1 protein-coding gene is annotated in these 19,583 nt (G+C 65.5%); it reads right to left on the bottom strand.

What is annotated here, in order from left to right:
- Positions 1–68 precede the first annotated feature (68 nt).
- Positions 69–19,574, bottom strand: coding sequence for a helix-turn-helix domain-containing protein (locus AB0J47_RS08785; RefSeq protein ID WP_364342181.1), 19,506 nt, complete (start codon positions 19,572–19,574; stop codon positions 69–71).
- Positions 19,575–19,583: the final 9 nt, after the last annotated feature.

The raw sequence follows: 19,583 nt of genomic DNA on the forward strand, positions 1-19,583 counted from the left end.
GTGACCATCGGTCCCGGACCACACCAGCACCCTGACCGGCCGTTCCGGGTTCTCCCCCTACGGCCACCTCAGTCGATATCTCGATCGCCGTTGCCGTCGGCGTATCGCCCGCGCTCGGAGTCGATGGGTCGCGCGACCACCCTGCCGCCAGCTCGACGGCGATCCACCGAAGCGACGGTGTCGCCGCGTCCTGCGGTGATTTGCGCGACGTTGGCCAGCGCATCGGTGGGCAGCCCGGTCGCCGGATCGCGGTGCAGATAGCCCTGATGCGTGGCCTCGACGCCGGCGAAGTTCGGCGAGTCGGGGAACTCGGCGGGAATACGTTTGCCGCCGAATGCCTCAGTGGCGGGGTCGATGCCGAGGCCGAGCCACGGGTTGAGGCGGCTCCACGCGCCGGGCTCGTCCGCTCCGAACATGGTCACCAGATCGCGCCACGATGCGGCGACATAGACATTGTCGGCGCCGATGCCCAGCTCTGCGGCATGGCGAACCGAGGCCGCTCCTGGCGAGCCCGCGGCGATTGCCGAGCGGACCAAGCCGGCGAACCTGCCGTACCTGCCCGCATAGAACATCGTGACCGAACCGTAGCTGTGCCCGTACAGCCGGATGGCAAGCCGATCAGCAGCGGCGGTCCCGGCCAGAGTTCTGGTGGCATGGAATGCCGCGATGTCACACAGCAACCGGTCCCCGCCCACGCGTGCGCGGCGCCGGAAGGCGGCCTTCGCATAACCGGTCTTCACCGGCCCGGCCGGCGCGTCGTATCCGATCCAGATGATCGACGCCAGCTCGAGCGACGGATCTACCCGCAGCGTTTCCTCATACAGGTTACGCAGCGGCTTGAACTGGTAGGCCAACGAGGAAGACGTCGTATTCGTCCCGGGCACATGCCAGTTCACCGTGTGCGCGGTGTCCACATTGCCGAGCGCGACAACGGCCTTCCCTTTGCCGTGGAAGGCGGTCGAGTCGTAGGACAGGACATGCACCGGCGGACTGCCCGGTACCTTCGTGGCCTGTCGGTCCAACTCTCGCAAGTGATTTCGGGTGCGGACCAGGTTGCCGAGCTGCTTCCTCTCAGGGTCGGTGAGGCCGGTCCGCGTCCAGTTGAGCAGCCTCTGGTCCGCTGGCTTGCGGGCTAGGAACTCGCCGAGATCGCGGCTGATCGACAGCCGGTTGGCGTGGTCGCGGATCGTGGCGGGAAGGCCGTCGGCGTTGCCGATCGGGTGTGGGTAGACCTGGATGAGTGCCTGTTGCGCAGCGCTCAACGCACCTGGTTCGGCGGGGTCGCCCAGCGAGTTCCACCACTCGCCGTTCTCGGTCGCGCGGCGTCGTGCGGACCACGCTGGCAGGCGATACCCCCAACGCAGCAACCTATCCGCGTTGTCGAAGCCGCCGGCACGTAGCGCCTCGTCGGCCAGCTGCCGCTGTTCGTCCTCGAAACCGTGATCCGCAGGCAACGAGCGCCAGTAGCCGCTCGCATCGTCGGGCACGGAGTCCTCCGGATGCCCTGGTTCCTCGGACGAGGCGGTCGCTGGATGGGTGCCGCCGGGGACGATGGGGCCGCCTACACCTGGCTCGTCAGCAGACAGCCCGTCCTGGTGCAATCGGCCGTCGGATCGATCCGCAGTCGCCGACGAGGAACCTCGACGGACCCGCCTGGACCGTTTGCCCGACTCCGGTGGGTCCTGCCGGTCCATCCAATTCAAGACCGCGTCCAGACATTCGTCCGCCGTGTACGTTTCGTATTCCGCGAGATGGGGTCCGCGCTGGAATCCGCTCTCGTCGATACCGTTTTCGTCTACGGCCGGAGTTCCCGCACGGGTCGCGATCCACCCCGCGACGTGCCGGACGATGTCGACCGCACGCAAGGCGCGCACGGAACCGTCGGGTTCGAAGGTGGCAGGCGACGTCGTCGGTGCGAACCGGTTGACCAGGAGTTGGCGTTCGGCGGCGGTGAGTTGGTCGAGCGCTGTGTGCAAGTCAGCGGGACTGGCCTCGGCCAGCGCTGTGGCCCACAGCGCCATGGACCGGTGGTGTGCGGCCGCCACGGTGCTCACCCATCGCTGAGCCGCGATGAGCGCCATACTGCGGATCATTGGTGTACCCGCTCCCACTCGCAGCTGGTGTAGCGCCCCTCGATGAGTCGAACTGAGCCCTTGGACAGCGGATTCCATCTGCTCTGGGCTTGCCTCGGCCAGCAGTTGTCGCGGATCCGGCTGGTCGGCACTCATCAAGGCGGCGTACATGGCCGCTCGGAAACGGTCGAACTCCGATGTCGTGGACGGCAGGTCGCCAAGTTGGCGTGCCGCAACCTGCCGTGCCTGCTCATTTCTGATCTTGCGGCGGAGACTGGCCAGGTTCGCCTGCACATCGAGCACGGAAATATCCAGTGCCGCCGCTACCTCCTCGTGTCTCATACCCTGTTGCACCCGAGCGAGAACGTTGGTCTCGCGCAGGGTGAGCTGGAACGTGCTCGGCGGATTGTCGGCGGGCCGCTCGGGGATGGGCGACGGATATGCGCGGTGTTGGTGGGCTGGGTGTGGTTCGTCGATTCCCTTCCGCGACCAGGGCGTCGTCCGTCCAGGTGTGGGTTGCCGTGGGGTCTCGTCGTGTTCGTGTGGCCTGCTGCCGATCAGTCCACTCGAACCATCCGGATCCGGCTCTACAGGTGCGGGCAGATCGACCTCGAGATCCGGCGTGACCCGCGGCGGACGCCCCGTGGTCACGTACTCGTGGATCGCCCACTGCGGCGACCCGACCGCCGCGCCATGAATGTCCGCCTCCGCGAACCCGACAGCGAGCGCTTCCAGGTCGTTGAATACGGTCTTGGCTTCGTTACCGAAGGCGTACTCCGGCAGTCGAGCGAACCAGGTCCACCAGTGCTCGTCGATCAGGCCGAGACTCGACAGCTGTGAATGGGTCTGCGAGAGCACTTGTTGCAGATTTTTCGACAGCCCCTCCATGGCGTCGATCGCGTGCACGAACTCGTGCACGGCGTCGTGATGAAATGGCCTGTCGCCGACCGGATTCAAGCCGAACTCGAGCAACCGGATCCCGCGTTCGACAGCCTCTGTCGGCCTGGCCGCATCGCGCAGGCTGAACTGCATGCTCCGACCCGCCGTCGCGGGGTCCGCATCGTAGGACGTTCTGGCGCTGGTGCCCTCGGAGTCGGTGTAGTCGATGCGCAGTTCGCGAATGTTGGTTCGGCCCGGGAACCTGGTGAGCATCTCATCCAACCCACCGAGAATCTCCTCGACAACATGAGCGGGCACATCCGGATGATCGAATCCGGCCATAGCCACATGCGGATACATGAGGGGGAATGCCTCGACCAACCGCGCCTTGGCCCGCGCCGCTTTATCGAGCCCCGCGCGATGCGTTATCTCGCCCCAGGTAAGCCCGGCATGTCGCTCAACCTGCGCCAACGCCGCCATATACCTACCATGGATATCGAATAGCACCTCTCGATGTTGCTTGGGCATCGGAAAATTCGAGATCCACTCTTCGAGGTAGGACACCGCCTCTCGAATGGCCGCGACATCCCACGTCGGCATAGCGTGGTCCAGCCACACCTCACGGCCGTCGACCCGCCGCACGAACGATGACGCGAACACACCGGCGGGCGTCGCGTCGACGTCGGATCGGGCACGTCCGCCCATCACCTGGTTGTCGGCCACACTCCACTCGCGCGCCGTGCGGTGAGTCCTGGTCACCGCATCGAATAGGCCGAGCATTGTGGCCGAGGACGAGCCGAGAACCTCCGGGTCCACACCCTCGACACTGTCCCCCGGCCGCCCCGGGGTGAGCTCCCGATAAATGCGGTCATCTTCCAGGTTCAGCATCGCGTGGGCGACCGGAGCACCCATGATGGCGGCGACCTCGGTCTGCAACACCTGCACAAGAGCGTCTATCGGATCGGCATAGGTTTCCATGAACACCCGCAGGCCATTGTCGAACATCACCTCCTCGACCCGAATCCCTGGCGCCCCCTCTACCACAAAGCGTTCGGCCATACCGGAATTCAGTCCGGCCAGCACCAACTCCTCGAAACCGGGACCAGCGAACGCGCGCTCCCCAGGCGAATCCTCGAACGGCCTGCTACCGATCAGCCCGCGCGGACCGCCCTCGTCCGCCGCCGGTCGGTTGCCGACGCGGCCGCCCGGTTTCGGGCTGCCTTCGCCCGGCTCCGTATCGCCGCTTCGCGCGGGTGGTTGATCCGGCTCGGCTCGCGTGGTCCATGGTGTCCGCGGTGCCGGGCTCTGTTCGCTCGCCATCGCATGCGCGGATCCACGCTCGAGGTCCGGCCGCGAATCGTCCTCATGTGGCCTGCTGCCGATCAGACCACGCGCACGGTCCGAGACCGGACGATCGACATACGGTGGAAGATCGACCTCGAGGTCCGGCGTGACCTGCGGCGGACGCCCGGTGGTCACGTACTCGTGAATCGCCCACTGCGGTGAACCGACCGGCGCACCATGAATGTCGGCCTCGGCGAACCCGACAGCAAGCGCCTCGCCGTCGTCGAATACGGTCTTGGCTTCGTTACCGAAAGCGTACCGCGGTAGCCGAGCGAACCAGGTCCACCAGTGCTCGTCGACCAAGCCGAGCCTCGACAACTGTGAATAGGTCCGCCCCAGCACCTGTCTAAGGTTCTCCGAGAGCCCCTCCTTGGCATCGATCGCATGGATGAATTCGTGGACGGCATCGTGGTGGAATGGTCTATCGCCGATCGGATTGATCCCGTCCTCACGCGATCGGATGCCCAATTCCACAAACGGCTCCGGCCTGGCCGCATGGTGCAGGCTGAAATGAATCCGCTGGGTTCGACCCGCCGCCACTACGCGATCTACATGCCAAGACGTTCTGGCACTGGCTTTCGGATCGCCGAGGTAATCGATCCGCAATTCCCGGATATTGGTCCGGCCAGGGAACCTGGTGAACATCTCGTCCAGCCCACCGAGGATCTCCTCGACGACATGGGCGCGCACATGCGGATGGTCGAACCCCACCATCGTGAGATACGGATACTTCAGGTTGAACACCTCGACCAACCGCGCCTTGGCCTCCGCATCGTCATCGCCCCATTCGTCGTTGAGCCCCGCACGATGCAACATGTCCCACGGGGTGGGCACGGCGTGCCGTTCGATCTGTGCCAGCGCCGCCAAGTACCCGCGGTGGATGTCGAGCAGCACATCTCGGTGTTTCTCGGAAGCCGGATAGCTTTCGATCCACGATTCGAGGTAGGTCACCCGCTCGCGAATGTCCTCGACCGCCCAGCTCGGCAGGGCGTTGTCCAACCACACGTCACGGCCATCGATCCGTTTTACGAATTTCGCCGCGAACACACCGGTCGGCGTAGCGTCGACGTCGGATCGGGCGCGCCCGCCCATCACATCGTCGTCCGGACCCATACTCCACTCTTGCCCGGTCCGATTCGTCCTGGTCACTGCATCGAACAGGCCGAGTAGCACGGCCGAGGACGAGTCCAGAATCTCCGGGGGCAGGACATCGAAGCTGTGCCCGGGGCGCCCGTGGGGCGTGAGTTCCCGATAAACGCGGTCGTCGTCCAGGTTCAGCATCGCGTGGGCGACCGGAGCACCCATGACTGCGGCGACCTTGGCCTGCAACACCTGGATATCCGCTTTTATCGGATCGGGATACCTCTCCGCGAACACCCGCAAGCCGTTGCGGAACGTTACCTCCTCGACCTTCAGCCCCGGCGCATCCTCCACCACGAACCGTTCCGCGATACCGGAATCCAGGCCCGCCAGCACCAACTCCTCGAAGCCGGGACCAGCGAACGCACGCTCACCAGGCGAATCCTCGAACGGCCTGCTGCCGACGAAACCGCGCTCACCCCCCACCGGTCGGTTGCCGCTGAGGCCACCCGGGGTCGGCCCGCCCTCGCCCGGCCCGGGATCAGTGCTCCGTACCGGCAGCTGATCCTGCGCCGCCACCACCTCGCCCGTCGGAGTGAGCGTGGCCGGATCCCGCTCGAGCCGCAACGCCTTGATCCGCGCAGCATCCGAGTGCGAATCGTCCTCATATGGCCTGCTACCGATCAGATCACTCGGACCTCCACCTTCACCCCCGATCCGTCGGCTGTCGGTGCCATCCGGTTCGGCATCGCTGCCGCGTATTGTCGGCTGATCCGGCTCAGCCTTCATCTGGTCCCCCGGTATCGGATCCTGTCCGCTCGCGGTCACCTCGGCGGAACCATGCGGATCGAACACAGAACGTAGCCGCGCGACACACTCGGCGAGAACCTCACCCGCCGACGCGACCGTCAACCCCAACCGCGCGGCCACGTCGGCCAACGGCTCACCCTCCACCAGATGCAGCATCACCAACCGCTCAGCGGTATCAGGTTCAGCCAAATCCGCCAGCGCAGCGCGAACTGTCGTCACGAAATCGGTATCGGAAAACCCTGTAGTAGCAGCCGGATCGGCTACTTCTCGACTCAGCTGTCCGTCTTTGCCCTGGACCGGCGCATTCAATTGCGCGGCGGGCCGAGCCAGAATCTCCCGCGCCAATACGACATCGGCCACCGGGTAACTCACCGCGCGCGCAATCGCCGCATCGTCGTGTACCTCGCCCGCGGCAACCATCCGGTCGATCTGCGCTCTTACTGTGCTGACTTTCTTCAGGGTGGGATTGTCGAGATCCGGGAACGCGCGCGCGAGATGGTATCGGAGAATTGCTCTCCTACCGCCGCCCCAGGCATGGGCGGTGAACGACGCCGAGGGGACGTGGCTCTCGATCGCGCTCAGAATTCCCATCCACGCGGCCTGCACCGCCTCATCGCGGATATCTGGAGATTCACGCCGCGCCAACGCATCCGGAACCCACGCAACCGTGGCGCAAATCTCGTCCCGGATCGTCTTCTCCTCAGATGAACCCACCCGGCTGACCACATATCGATGGAAAAGAGCTACTTCCTCCCGGTCACCGGAACGCTCATAGCGACCCGCATAGAATTGCTCGACCGCCTCCAGCAACACATCACCACCCACACCCAACGCCCCACAGAGCTGCCGCAATCTCCGCACCGGCGGAAAACGCGTTCCGAGTTCGACGGCGGAAATGTAGGGCTGGGACATCCGCGCCCGACGCGCAAGCTCTTTCTGCGTCATCCCGCGCTCGAGTCGCAGCTCCTTGATCCAACCACCCAGCAATGTATGCGGAGGGGGATTGATATCGAGGTCTGGATAGAAGTAGCGGGTGGCGGCCCGTAGGAGTTCGTCACCGACCCCCAGGACGTCGCAGATCCGCCGGAACAGCGCGAATTCCGGCCTGTTCCTTCCGGATTCGATATGAGACAGATCCGAGCTGGACCCGATCGCCTTCGCAACCTCGCTTCCGGACATGCCCTGATCGTGTCGCAGCGCCATGAACCAGCTACCGGGTAACGCGGGATCGTGCGCGGCAGGATCGATATCGGGATTGACACCTCGATAGAAATGGCGAAAGGCGGCGGCGAGTACTTCCGGCGCAACTTCCAGCGCCCGGCAGATCTGACGGAAGACCATGAGTTTCGGAGTGCGCCCGCGCTCGATTCGACCGACAGATTGTTCCGGTATGCCCGCGGTGCGGGCAAGCTCGGCCTGAGACATGTCCCGGTCATAGCGCAACGCCGCAATCCAACTTCCGGGCAACCGCGGGTTGTGCGCGGCGGGATCGAGACCGAACTCGATATCCCGATAGAACTCGCGAGCCGCCTCCGCCAGCGCTTGCTGCCCTACCTCCAGAACGCGCGCAATCCGCAAGAACAGACCAGGCAGCGGGTACACGCCATTCTCTATTTCCGTGATGCTCGTCGGCGCTATATCGACTGCGCGTGCGAGATCCGCCCTGGTCATGCCCTTGCTGTTACGAAGAGCCGCCACCCAGCTACCCAGCGAATCATGGGCGGCCACAGCGGTTCCCACCTCGACGCCCCGATAGAATCTCCGGATAGCGTCGGTCACAGCCTCGCCATCGAGCCCGAGTGCCCGGCAGATCCGCTGAAAGTTGCCGAGCCGTGGCTTCGATTTCCCGCTCTCGATAGTGGACAGCGCGCTATTCGTCAGGCCCACGGCTTGCGCGAGCTGTTTCTGCGTCATCCCCCGCTCGAGTCGCAACGCCTTGATCCACGCACCCCGCGCGGCATCCGAGTGCGAATCGTCCGCATATGGCCTGCTGCCGATCAGCCCACTCGGGCCGCCCGAATCCGGATGATCCTCATGCGGCAGGAGATCGACCTCGAGATCCGGCGTGACCCGCGGCAGCCGACCGGTGGTCACGTACTCATGAATCGCCCATTGCGGCGAACCGACCGCCACGCTGTGAATGTCCGCCTCGACGAACCCGACAGCGAGCGCCTCCGCATCGTTGAGTAGCGTCTTGGCTTCGTTGACGAAGGCGTACCTCGGCAGTCGCGTGAGCCAGGTCCACCAGGACTCCTCGATCAGGCCATGATTCGACAACTGTCCCCAGATCTGGGACAGCATCCGTTGCAGGTTCTTCGACAGCCCCTCCACGGCATCGATCGCATGAACGAACTCGTGCACGGCGTTGTGATGAAACGGCCTGTCGCCGACCGGATTCAAGCCGAACTCGAGAAACCGGATTCCACGTTTGACAGTCTGTGCCGGGTTGGCCGCATCGCGCAGGCTGAACCGCATACTGAGTGTCCGGCCCGCCGCCGTGGGGTCCGCATAGTTGTGCGTTCTGGGGCTGGTGGCCTCCCAGTCGGTGTAATCAATCCGCAGTTCGCGGATATTGGTCCGGTCCGGGAACCTGGTGAACATCTCATCCAGCCCACCCAGGATCTCCTCGACGACATCGGCGGACACGTCCGGATGATCGAACCCCACCACCGTGACGTGCGGATAGTTCAGCGTGAACACCTCGACCAACCGCGCCTTGGCCTGCGCTTGCGCATCGAGCCCAGCGCGATGCACTCGCTCGCCGAAGGTAGCCACGGCGTGCCGCTCGACCTGCGCCAGCGCTGCCACATACCCAGCGTGGAGATGGAGCAGCGCCGCTCGGTGTTCCTCGGGCATCGGAAAATTCGAGATCCACGTATCGAGGTGCGACACCTGCTCCCGAATGGCCGCGACCTCCCACGTCGGCATGGCGTGGTCCAACCACACCGGACGACCGTCGATACGCCGCACGAACAACGACGCGAACACACTGGTCTGCGTGGCGTCGACGTCGGATCCGGAACGTCCGCCCATCACCTCGTTGTCGGCCACACTCCACTCCCGCGCCGTCCGGTGCGTCCCGGTCACCGCATCGAACAAGCCCAGCCGCTGGGCCGAGTCCGAGCCCAGAACCTCCGGGTCCACAACCTCGACGCTGTCCCCAGGTCGCCCCGGGGTGATTTCCCGATAAACGCGGTCGTCTTCCAGGTTCAGCATCGCATGGGCAACCGGAGCACCCATCATGATGGCGAGCTTGGTCTGCAATGCCTGCACCAGCGCATCCATCGGTTCGGCATACGTCTCCTTGAACACCCGCACGCCGTTGTCGAACGTCAATTCCTCGACCCGCACCCCCCGCGCATCCTCGACCAGGAACCGTTCCGCAATACCGGATTCAAGCCCCGCCAGCACCAACTCCTCGAACTCCGGACCAGCGAACGCACGCTCACCAGGCGAATCCTCGAACGGCCTGCTGCCGATCAGCCCACCAGGAGCGCCGTCACCAGCCTCGGGATCACTGGTCCCTACCGGCAGTTGATCCTGCTGCGCCACCTCGGCACCTGCAGTGAACGCACCCGGACCCCGCTCACTCGCGGTCGCCTCGCCCGTTCTCCCCGAGTCGAACGCATCGCGCAGCCGCGCAACAGCATCGGCGAACACCTCACCTGCGGTCGCGACCGGTAACGCCACTCGTTGAGCAACCTCGGCCAAGGGGACGCCCTCCACCAGATGCAGCATCACCAACCGCTCCGTGGCATCAGGATCAGCCATATCAGCTAGCGCGGCGCGAATCATCATCGCGAAATCGGTATCGGAAGCCCCTGCGGAGGCAGCACGATCGACCATTTCCTGATGCAATCCGTCCGTCCCCCCGATCGGAGCATCCAGTTGTACGGTGGTCCGCGTCAAAATCTCCCGCGCCAGCATGACATCGGCCATTTTCAATCGTGTCGCGCGGGCAATTTCCGTGTTGTCGAGAGTTTCACCAGCAGCAACCATTCTCGCCATTTGTGCTCTCACCGCGTTGACTTTCCGCACGGTGCGATTGTTCAGATCTGGGAACTGATGGTTGGAGCGGTATCGCAAAATTGCTCTGCTACCGCTGGCCCAGGCATGATGGGCGAACGACGCGGAGGGGAAGTGGTTGTCGATCGCGCTCAGAATCCCCAGCCACGCGGCATGCCCCGCCTCGTCTCGGGTATCCGGAGACTCACGAAGCGCCAACGCATTCCGAACCCACGCGAACCTCTTGCAGATCTCGTCCCGGACTTCCCTCTCCTCCGGCGAACCCACCCTGCTCACGACATATCGATTGAACAGGTCTACTTCATATCGATCAGCGGACGGCCCGAAACGACCCCGATCGTAGAATCGCTCGACAGCCTCCAGCAACACATCACCACCGACCCCCAACGCCGCACAGAGCTGCCGAAACTTCCTCAACCGCGGACGAAAACGTTGGTTTTCGATCTGGGAAATGGAGTCCCGAGGCATCCGCGCTCGGCGCGCAAGCTCGCCGCCCGACATACCTGCGTCATTACGCAGCGCCGCAATCCAGCTTCCGGGCAACCCAGGGCTATGCGCAGCAGGTTCGATATCGAGATTGATATCCGAATAGAAGTGACGCATGGCGGCCCGCAGCAGTTCGTCACCGACCCCCAGCACATCACAGATTCGCCCGAATACCGCGAACCTCGGCCTGCTCCTTCCGGATTCGATCCGGTAGAGATGGCCCGCACCGGAACCGATCGCCTTCGCGACCTCGCTCTGGGACATGTCCCGGTCATGCCGCAGCGCCACGAACCAACTACCGGGCGACGCCGGATCGTGCGCGGCCGGGTCGGTATCGAAATTGAGATTCCGATAGAAATGGCGCGCGGCGGCAGCGAGTACTTCCGGCGCAACTCCCAGTGCCCGGCAGATCCGCCAGAAGACGAACGAATTCGGAGAGTGTCCGCCCTCGATTCGGCTGGCAGATGTTTCCGATATGCCCGCGATCCGTGCCAACTCGGCGCTGGACATGTCCTGGTCATAGCGCAGCGCCGCAATCCAACTTCCGGGCAACCGTGGGTTGTGCGCGGCGGGGTCGAGACCGAACTCGATATCCCGATAGAACTCGCGAGCCGCCTCCGCCAGCGCTTGCTGCTCTACCCCCAGCACTCGCGCAATCCGCAAGAAGAGGCCAGGGCGCGGACGCTCCCGGTTGTTCTCGTAGACCCCGATGCGCACAGGGTCCACACCGACCGCGTGTGCAAGGACCGACTGGGTCATACCTTTGCTGATACGGACAGCGCGCACCCAGTCACCAGGCGACTGATGGGCAGCTACACCGGTATCCAGCGGGACATCCGAATAGAACTGTCGGACAGCGGCGTTCAACGCGTCGTCGTCGAGCCCGAGTGCTCGGCAGATCCGTTGAAAGGAGCCGATCCGCGGCTTCCGCTGCCCGCTCTCGATTGCGGGCAGTGCGCTGTTCGCCAGGCCCGCCGCTTGCGTGAGCTGTTTCCGCGTCAAACCCCGCTCGAGCCGCAACGCCTTGATCCACTCACCCCGCGCAACATCCAACTGAGGACCAGGCTCCGCACCTGGCCTGCTACCGATCAGCCCACCCGAATCCGGACGATCCACATGCGGCGGAAGATCTACCTCGAGATCCGGTGTGATCCGCGGCGGACGCCCACCGCTGACGTACTCATGGATCGCCCACTGCGGCGTGCCGACCGAAACGCCGTGGATGTCCGCCTCGGCGAACCCGACGGCCAGCGCCTCTTCCACGGCGAGGCCCGTCTTGGCTTCATCAAGGAAGGCGTACTCCGGCAGTCGAGTGAGCCAAGTCTGCCAGGACTCGTTGATCAGGCCCGATCTCGACAACTGTGACCAGGCCTGGGACAACACCTGTCGCAGGTCCCTCGAGAGCCACTCCTTGGCATCGATCGCGTGCACGAATTCGTGAACAGCGTCGTGGTGAAACGGCCTGTCGCCGACTGGATTCCACCCGAGTTCATGCGCCTGGATACCGAGTTCGACAGTCTGGTCCGGTCTGGCCGCAAGACCCAGGTTGAAGTGCATCCGCCCTCGACCCGCCAAGTCGAGGTCCCGATAATAGTGTGTTACGGCGCTGGTGTACTTATCGCCGAGGTAATCGATGCGCAGTTCGCGGATATTGGTCCGGTTCGGGAACCTGGTGAACATCTCATCCAGGCCACCGAGGAGTTCCTCGACGACATGCGCGCGCACATCCGGGTGATCGAACCCCAGCATCGTGACATGTGGATACTTCAGGCCGAACGCCTCGACGAACCGCGCTTTGTCTTTCGCTTCGTCATCCAGTCCCGCGCGATGCCGTATCTCGACCGGGATGCGCACAGCGTGCCGTTCGATCTGCGCCAGCGCTGCCACGTACACACCGAGGACGCGGTGCAGGGCATCTCGCTCTTCCTCGCGGATCGGGAGTTCAGAGATCCATGATTCGAGGTACGTCGCCTGCTCGCGAATGACAGCGAGTTCCATTCTCAGCATGGCGTGGTCCTGCCACACTTCACGGCCGTCGATACGCCGCACGAACATCGCCGCGAACATATCGACCGACGAGGAGTCGAAGTCGGGCTGCGAGCGTCCGCCCGCCACCGTGTTGTCCGGGCTCACACTCCACTGTCGCGCTGTCCGGTTCGTCCTGGTTACCGCGCCGAACAAGCCGAGCCGCCGGGCCGAGTCCGAATCCAGAACGTCCGGGGCCACGATGTCGACGCTGTCCCCGGGCTGCCCAGGGGTGAGTTCCCTATAGACGGTGAAGTCGTCCAGGTTCAGCATCGCGTGGGCGACCGGAGCATCCATGATGGCGGCGACCTTGGTATCCAGTTCCTGGAGAAGCGCGAAGATCGGCTCGGTATACCTCTCCCTGAACACCCGCAGGCCGGTGCCGAACGTCACCGACTCGACCGTCACCCCCGGCGCATCCTCCACCACGAACCGTTCCGCGATACCGGATTCCAGGCCCGCCAGCACCGACTCCTCGAACCCGGGACCAGCGAACGCACGCTCACCAGGCGAATCCTCGAACGGCCTGCTACCGATCGGCCCAGCCGGACCTCCGGTCCGGCCGGTCGCCGGTCGACTATCGAATCGCGCGTCGTCCGCGGCGGCCGACGCCACTTCCTCCGGAAGACCCCGCTCCTGCGTCCACCGATCGGAGCGATCGCCCGGATTCTCCGATGGCCGGCCGCCGACCTGATCACCGGGTGCCCGGTGTTCGATGCCCGGGTCTCGGGTGTCGCCTGTGTCGGCCTTCATGCTTTTCGCGAGTGTCCGCGCGTTGGCTGTGGTCGCTTCTGCCCGGTGAAGGTGGGCGAGGATGTCGAGGAGGGGCGGGCTTGTTTTTGTCCGCTCGGCTCGGATGTTGTGGACGAGCCGGCGGGTGTTGTCGGCGGCGGCGCTGTCGATGTGTGCGCGCACGTCGGCGCTGCCGACATGTTCCCTGGCGGCCTGCTCGGCCTCCTCAGGTGCCATCCCGTGCCGGTTCACCAGAGTGGTCTGGCGCCCATTTCGAGCGGTCGCTTCTTGTCGCTGTCGGTATTCCTCGTAGCACGACATAACAAATCGCTTCGCGTCCTGCGCGATAACCGGACTCGATTCGTCACGGCCGATCAAAGCGAAGGCCTGCTGCAGACTCCGCGCGTTCGCCGTATTCGCTTCGGCTCGATACAGGTCGGCGAGACTGCCGGGAAGATTGATCTGTACCCGATCGGCAGTGCGATGCATGTCGAGGATGAGTTCGCCGACGCCCTGAGCGGCGGCGTCGTCGATGGCGGGGCGCGCTTCAGCGCTGCCCACGTATTCCCGGGCGGCCTGCTCGGCCTCCTCAGGTGCCATCCCGTCCCGATTCACCAGAGCGGCCCGGAACCGCTTCAGAAGGGCGGCCCTTTGTTGCTGTCGGTATTCCTCGTAGCACCTCATCACGAAACGCTGTGCGTCCCGCGCGATGTCCGGGCCGCATCGGAGGCCGGCCACCACGGCCAGGGCCATCTCGAGCGCCGCCGGCGTGGCCGAGACCGCCTCTGGTTGCTGCCCGGTTTCGAGTGCGGGCTCGGCCGGGTCGGGGGTGTCGTGCGGGCGGCTGCCGATGCGGGCGGGTTCGGCCGACGCGGAAATGTCCGACTTGTGGGGCGTGTGCGCGTTGGTCCGCGACGGGAGATCAGGTGTGCCGTAGTCATCTACCGGCCGGCCTGGCTGTATCGAGTTGATTTCCCGCACCAGTTCTGTACTGACCTCGACGTCCTGAGACGGGGGTAGGGTTTCGGCGACGGCGGCTGCGTTGCGGTGCGAACTGGCGACAAGGTGACCGTCGGCGTCGAAGTCGATGGTCTCGAATCTGCGTTGGTCCGGGGACAGTCTGTCGATGAACTTTTGCTGTTCGTCTCGCCAGTTGTCGAACGGGACGGCCTTATTCAGCAGCGTGCGGCGGCTCCGGAGGTCTTCCGGGTCGTAGTCGGTGTTGTTTCGTCCGTCTCGGGAGGCCGCCAAGTCGACGACGACCAGTTTCGGACGCTCACCCGGCTTGCTGTCGTTGACCAACAGCACCATGTGGTTGTCGGCGGCGGTGCTGCCTTGATCCTGGGTGTCCTTCCATTTGTAGACCAGGACTGCGATGCCTCCCGGCCGGGCTTTCAGCGATTCGGCCACCGTCTCCAGTGAGCCGGCATTCTCGAGTGGGGCGCCGAACACCTCCTCGACAACGTCACGGCCGTGGCCGGCCAGTTCGTTGGACAGCGGCTCGAAGCGGCGTGCGGTCAACACCCGCATACCGGTCACGGCATTGTTGACGCAGCTGTTGGGGCTACGGCGGTGGATCCGCACGACCAGGTCGAGCAGGGCCGCGGTGGCCAGATAGTGCGATGCTGCGGCGATAACCTCCTCCCCCACGGGGTTATCGGCTACCGGGTCCCCGGTCGCTGGGTCGTCGACGACGGCGGCGTTCTCCGAGTCGCCCGGTGTCGCCGGGTGCTCGGCCACTCGATTCACCGATTCGGAGTGCATTGGCGGGGAGGCGGTGGCAGGGGCGACCGGTTGGCGGGTGGCCTCGGTGGCCCGGTGGTGCTCGACTGCGTCGCCCAGGACGTCGCGGGCTACGGCGGGGGTGATGTCGGAGACGGGGTAACCCAGCGCTTTCGCCAGGTTGGCGCCGGCTTCCGTCAGCGCGGGGTCGATCATGCGCATGCCTTCGGCGCCGTCGATGTCCGCGGTGTCCCAGCCGAGTTCGGCGGCCAGCCGGTCCCGCTGCGGAATCAGCAGGTCCAGGGCCTGCTCATCGGTGAGCTGCGGGTACCGGGCAGCCGTCGCAGGTTCGGTTGCCTCGACCTGTTGGCGCAATGCCTCCACCGCGGCGGGCGGCAGACCGGCCTGGACCAGCAACCGGCCCAGCGGATCGCCTGCGCCGTCGTGGTCGAACGCAGCAGCGGCGTCGGCAACGGTCGACGTCGGAATCCCCAGCAGCCCGGCCAGGCGCGCAGCCTGGTCCGGCTGCTCGAGGTCCATGCGGTCTGGGAAGTAGCTCGCCTCGGCGGCGGCGAGAACGGCGGCCGGGTTGTCGGTGAGATACGCGTGGTGGCGGATGAAGTCGGCGGTGGCGTGGCGCAGAGCACGCTCTTGCAGTCCGGGCACCAGCGAGCGGAGATTGTGGCCGGCCTCGACCAGGTTGTTGTGGTTTTCGGGGGTGGGGTCGGCGCGGTGGGCTTCGGCGACTTGTTCGTAGCGGACCGCCGCCGCGCGTACCCCGTGCAAATGCATAGCCTTGCGGATCAGCGCATCCTGCGGCGACATCAGCGCCTGCGCGGACCCACGGTCCCCATTGCGGGCGGTACGGTTCTTGGCCTGCTCATGGATGTAGGACTGCTCGGGGACTTCGGTCATCCACACGAACATGCCGCCCTTGGCCTGCACCGCCTCCGACACCGCGATATCGACACCACGCTGTCCCTGCCGGTTGATCACCAGGATCTTGCCCTGCTCACCGGCGGCATCGAAGATCTTCTGCAACTGGCCTTCCCACCCGGCGCCCCACCCGGCGATCCGGTCGGCGTCGACCGCCTCGATCGCCTCTCGCGGCACACCCTGGTGCACCAGCGCCTGCACCTGCCTGTCGACCAGGTCGTTGCGATGACACAAGATTTCCTGGGACCTGCCCCGGCCCCCCTGCCACACTCTGTGCGCGCCTTCGGCGATAGCGCTCAGCTTGACGCGGGTGTTCGCCACCACCTCGGGGGCACCCTCCATCAACCGCTGCTCCCGAGACCGGTCGACCTGGTGCGCTTCCTCCAGTCCGTAGATCTTTTCCAGCACGGGGTTGAGGTCCGCGAGTGTGCCGGAGGCGCCGGTGACCTCATCGAAGAACCGGTCCTCCGGTCGACCACCCGTGCGATAGATTTCGGCGGCGTTGATCTTCTGGGCCGAGTCGGCGTCGGCGCGCACCACGATCTGGTGCTGCTCGGCGCTCATCCTGATGGCTTCGGCCGCCCGGATCTCCTTGGCCTCGACGGCCTGAGCCAGGCTCGCCTTGCCCTGCTCGGCACTCCACCGTGATTCGCTCGAGGTCTTCGGGTTGCGTTGCAGACCGTGTTCGCCCTGATCGATGATGACGATCTTGCCCGCATCCATCACGTAGTGGGTGCTCTTGCGGCAGGTGAACTCGGCGGCAGCGGCCATCTCGAGCCGCGACAACCCCAACCCTTCAAACCATGGTTTCCCGCCCTGTAGCGCCTCGACCTTCTCCCTTCCCACCGGCGTCAATTCCGCCCGACCGTCGTACCAGAACTCGACCTCAGGAGTTCCGTCGGAATATTGGCCGACTTCTTCGGTGATCCGTGTGAGACCGAAATCCTCATGCGACAACGTCCCCTTCGCCAGCGCGTCGGCGAGGAAATCGTGTGCGGCGAACACCTCCCGTGAAGTCGCCTCTGGTGCGGCCTGCTCCACCCCTTCCGACCGGAGAAACAGCCTCTCACCACGGTCGATGATCCCGTCCATCTCATCGATCAACGCGTGGCGCGGCGGCCGATGACCGGCGTTGCACAGATGCCCGACCGTTTCGCCGGTGGCCACCACGACCGCCGGCCGACCGCCGGTGACCGGCCCGAAACCGTTCTGCTGGTCGGCGCGGAACACGTCGATCCCGAAATCGGTCAATAGGTGCTGGTACCTGGTGAATTCCCGGTGGGCGAGCCCGTCGGTCGTCGTCACCAAAAGACACTCCCCGTGACGCACTGCCCGCTGCATCGCCGCCGCCATGAACATCAGTGACTTGCCCTCGCCCGGCTTCATTTCGACCGGACGTTTGGCCAGCGCGTGCACCCCCTCCGCCTGCTCGACCCGCAATACCATCCCGCCTGGCACCGCGTCGCTGATCGTGCCGCGCCGAATGATCTCCGCCGTCGCGATCATCGACTTCTGTGCGTCGTTGTCGAACAATCCGGCCTTCAACACTTCGTCCGGAAGGTTGCACAGCCGCAGCTGCTCCGGAACGTGGTCACCGGAACCGGCGTGGAAATCGGCCAACAACTCGACCGCCTGATCACGAGCGCTCGGCGACGACGAACCGGCACTGTCGACCGAATCCGCAGCTGGGCCGGAGGACACCTCGTCGCCCGTTGCACCCGCCAAGACGCTCCGCTCCGCCACGGGAGCGTGGGGAGCGTGCTCCTCCTTTCCTGCGGGAGCGTGCTCCTCCGTCCCCGGCAACCGGTGTTCACCGGCCGCCGCCGTTTCGGGCACGTCGCGGGTACCAGTGGCCGGGCGGGCATCAACGGGGGTCTCGTGGCGGGTTTCAGCTCCCGCAGCACTCACCTTCCCGTTGTTGCCGTGCTCGTGACTCCCTGATGATCGGTGTTCACCGGCGACGGGTGTTTCGGCCCCAGTGCCGATCTGACGGGCCGGGGTGCTCGTCGAAACCGTCGGCGCCGCCGACGGTTCCCCACCGGCCTCGACCGGTCGCGGCGCTGTCGCGTTCGTACGGGAAACCGCTTCGCCCCGCTGCGGTCCCGCCACCGGCGCACCCGTCTCCGAACGCACCGCCGGCGCCGCGGAGTCGAGTCCGACCGGAGCACGGCCAGTCGCGTCATTGTGTGGCATCGAGCCCGATGCTGCGGGCAACCGCGATTCGCCGGACTTGACCGGCGCGGTGTTCCCGTGCGCACCGGCCGTGGACACCTCCCCCCGCGCGTCCCCGGCAGCCACCGTATCCGGAGCAGCCGCCCACGCCGCCTTGGCGACCGCCCACGCCTGCTTCGATTCCGCGGACACTTCGACCGGCGGGAGAGCAGGTGTCGGCGACGCGGTGCTGCGCATGACCGAGGGCAGGTCGGGCCGGGTGAAAGCCCCACCGCCGTCGGTCACCGCCGGCGCACTCGATCCCGGGTGAGCAGCGGCGTGCGCGTGCACCACCCCAGCGAAACCGCCGTTGAGCAACGGCGCCAGCACGTGGTCGAAATGGTCCGGCCAACCGGTCACCAATGCCGCCGCACCCAAACCTGTCACCGCGCCCGCAGTGCCATGCACCAACCCGAGCGCCAATCGGCTGCTTTCGATCCGAGGAAACACCTTCGGCGCGACCCGGCCCGCGATCATGCCGCCCAACGCACCACCTGCGCCCGACAAGGCCGCGACTTTGATCGATGTCAGATCGATGCCCGTCGGATTCTCGCCGTCCGGTCCGATCACGGCGAGGGTTCGATCACCTGACCCGACCTGCAGCGCCTGCACTCCCGCGTCGACACCTACCGGCAGCGCCGCGGCCTTACCCAACGTGACAGGCAACCGGAGCGGCCCCAGCGCCGACAGCCGGGCGGCCGTCTTCATCGCGCCCGCCCTGAACGCCTGCGCCAGGCCCGCACGCATCACCGCGACACTGCCGCGGCCCTCGACCAGCATCGACTCCACCACCGGCACCGCCGCCACTTCTCCGGCAGGACCAGCCGCGGCCGCACCGGACAGCACACTGAAGATCCGCCACGCCAGCTCGATCCCGAAGACGAACATCACACACAGCGTCTTCTCCGCATCGTTGGCTGCGGCCTGCACCTGATCGGCCAGCGCCAGCGCGTCGTCACCGAGCCTGGCCGCCCCGGCCTGGTGCAAACCCAATGTCTCGCGCAGTCGTTCGGCAAGTACGCCCACCGAATCATCTTGTGCCAGTAGGTCTTTCGCATCCTTCGAATGATCGTCCAGCGCAGCTGCCTTCGCCCGGAACTCCGCAGCCATCCGGCGCATTCCGGAAATATCGGCACGTGGCAACTCTCCCCCGAACACCACCATCTCGATCGGACGCCGCACCAGATCGGGCAGGTCCTCGAACGAGTTGCGCAGCTCCACGACCGGGTTCAGCGGCAACGAACCGTCCACCGGCACCGC

Origin of the sequence: Nocardia sp. NPDC049737 (assembly GCF_040674755.1) — a bacterium.
In the GTDB taxonomy this organism is placed as follows: Bacteria; Actinomycetota; Actinomycetes; order Mycobacteriales; family Mycobacteriaceae; genus Nocardia.